Raw genomic sequence first — 2,951 nt, 5'->3', positions numbered from 1 at the left:
GGCCTGGTGTTCGCGATTGCGTTCGAATCGGTGATCAAGCTGATCGCCCTCGGCGGTGTCGGACTGTATGCGCTTTACGGCGTGTTCGACGGCCCGCAACAGCTTGAGCTGTGGCTGCTGCAAAACCAGACCGCCCTCGCCGCCCTCCACACGCCTTTGCAGGAAGGCCCGTGGCGTACGCTGTTGCTGGTGTTCTTCGCCTCGGCCATCGTGATGCCGCACATGTATCACATGACCTTTACCGAGAACCTCAACCCGCGTTCGCTGGTCAGTGCGAGCTGGGGCCTGCCGCTGTTCCTGCTGCTGATGAGCCTGGCGGTGCCGCTGATTCTCTGGGCCGGACTGAAGCTCGGCGCTACCACCAATCCGGAATACTTCACCCTGGGCATCGGTATCGCCGCCAACAGCAAGGCGCTGGCGTTGCTGGCGTATGTCGGCGGGCTGTCCGCTGCCAGCGGCCTGATCATCGTCACCACGCTGGCGCTGTCCGGGATGGCCTTGAACCACCTGGTGCTGCCGCTGTATCAACCACCGGCCGAAGGCAACATCTACCGCTGGCTGAAGTGGACCCGCCGGGCACTGATCGTCGCGATCATCATGGCCGGCTACGGCTTCTACCTGATGCTCGGTGCCGACCAGGACCTGGCCAACCTCGGCATTGTCGCGTTCGTCGCCACGTTGCAGTTCCTGCCGGGCGTGCTCTCGGTCCTGTATTGGCCGACCGCCAACCGTCGCGGCTTCATCGCCGGTTTGCTGGCGGGAATCCTGGTGTGGCTGGTGACCATGTTGTTGCCGCTGGTCGGCAACCTGCAAGGCTTCTACATTCCGCTGCTGAACATGATCTACGTGCTGGACGACACCAGCTGGCACATGGCGGCAATTGCCTCGCTGGCGGCCAACGTGCTGATGTTCACCCTGATCTCGCTGTTCACCAATGCCAGCACCGAAGAGGCCAGCGCAGCCGAAGCCTGTGCCGTGGATAACGTGCGCCGCCCGCAACGCCGGGAACTGCACGCCGCCTCGCCCCAGGAGTTCGCTACACAGCTTGCAAAACCATTGGGTGCAAAAGCTGCGCAGAAAGAAGTGGAACAGGCCCTGCGCGATCTCTATCTGCCCTTCGACGAGCGTCGACCGTATGCCCTGCGCCGCTTGCGTGACCGCATCGAGGCCAACCTCTCCGGCCTGATGGGCCCGAGTGTGGCCCAGGACATGGTCGAAACCTTCTTGCCCTACAAGGCCGGCGGCGAAAACTACGTCACCGAAGACATTCACTTCATCGAAAGTCGTCTCGAGGATTACCACTCGCGCCTGACCGGCCTGGCCGCCGAACTCGATGCCCTGCGCCGCTATCACCGCCAAACCCTGCAGGAATTGCCGATGGGCGTTTGCTCGCTGGCCAAGGACCAGGAAATCCTCATGTGGAACAAGGCCATGGAGGAACTCACCGGCATCGCCGCGCAGCGCGTGGTCGGTTCGCGACTGAGCACCATTGCCGATCCATGGAAAGAACTGCTGCAAGGCTTCATCAATCTGCCGGACGAACACTTGCACAAGCAACACCTGGCCCTCGACGGCCAGACCCGCTGGCTGAACCTGCACAAAGCGGCGATCGACGAACCCCTGGCACCAGGCAACAGTGGCCTGGTGCTGCTGGTGGAAGACTTGACCGAAACCCAGATGCTCGAGGACAAACTGGTGCACTCCGAGCGTCTGGCCAGCATCGGTCGACTGGCGGCCGGCGTGGCCCATGAAATCGGCAACCCGATCACCGGTATCGCGTGCCTGGCGCAGAACCTGCGCGAAGAACGTGAAGAAGACGGCGAGCTGAAGGAAATCAGCGGCCAGATCCTCGAGCAGACCAAACGCGTGTCGCGCATCGTCCAGTCGCTGATGAGCTTTGCCCATGCCGGCAGCCATCAGCACAGCGACGAGCCCGTCTGTCTGGCCGAAGTGGCTCAGGATGCCATCGGCCTGCTGGCCCTGAACCGACGCAATTTCGAAGTGCAGTTCTACAACCTGTGCGACCCCGAACACTGGGTCGAAGGCGACCCGCAACGGCTCGCCCAGGTATTGATCAATCTGCTTTCAAACGCCCGTGACGCCTCGCCTCCCGGCAGTGCGGTACGGGTCAAGAGCGAAGCCGGCGAACACACGGTCGATCTGATCGTGGAAGACGAAGGCAGCGGTATTCCGTCGAGCATCATGGACCGATTGTTCGAACCTTTCTTCACCACCAAGGACCCTGGCGAAGGCACCGGTCTGGGCCTTGCACTGGTCTATTCCATCGTTGAAGAGCATTATGGACAAATCACCATCGACAGCCCGGCTGATGTTCAAAGCCAACGCGGCACCCGAATCAGGGTTACTTTGCCGCGTCATGTCGAAGCGACGTCCGCTGTGAACTGAGACCGTCGAGAGTATCGAATCAATGCCGCACATTTTGATCGTCGAAGACGAAACCATTATCCGCTCCGCCTTGCGCCGCCTGCTGGAACGTAACCAGTACCAGGTCAGCGAAGCCGGATCAGTGCAGGAAGCACAAGAACGCTTCACCATTCCCTCGTTCGATCTGATCATCAGTGACCTGCGCCTGCCGGGCGCGCCTGGCACGGAGCTGATCAAGCTCGCCCAGGGCACGCCGGTGCTGATCATGACCAGCTATGCCAGCCTGCGCTCGGCGGTCGATTCGATGAAAATGGGCGCGGTGGACTACATTGCCAAGCCATTCGACCATGACGAAATGCTGCAAGCCGCCGCACGAATCCTGCGTGACCGACAAACGGTACAAGCCGGCGGTGAAGCCGTTGCCGGCAAAACCGCCAACGGCGCGGCAAAATCCGGTACCGACAACAGCAACGGTGAAATCGGCATTATCGGCTCGTGCCCACCGATGCAGGACCTGTACGGCAAGATCCGCAAAGTGGCACCGACCGACTCCAACGTTCTGATCC

General features: G+C 61.4%; 2 protein-coding genes. Both read left to right on the top strand.

What is annotated here, in order from left to right; genetic code table 11:
* Positions 1-2,406, top strand: a 2,406-nt coding sequence (locus ACXRVY_RS22520; RefSeq protein WP_458238277.1) for an ATP-binding protein, incomplete at its 5' end; no start/stop codon positions are given.
* Between the two features lie 22 nt (positions 2,407-2,428).
* Positions 2,429-2,951: sigma-54-dependent transcriptional regulator (locus ACXRVY_RS22515; protein ID WP_458238276.1), on the top strand; the 523-nt coding region annotated here is incomplete at its 3' end.

It is taken from the genome of Pseudomonas sp. P5_A2_2 (assembly GCF_054177685.1).
This window is presented reverse-complemented; position numbering and strand designations above follow the sequence as displayed.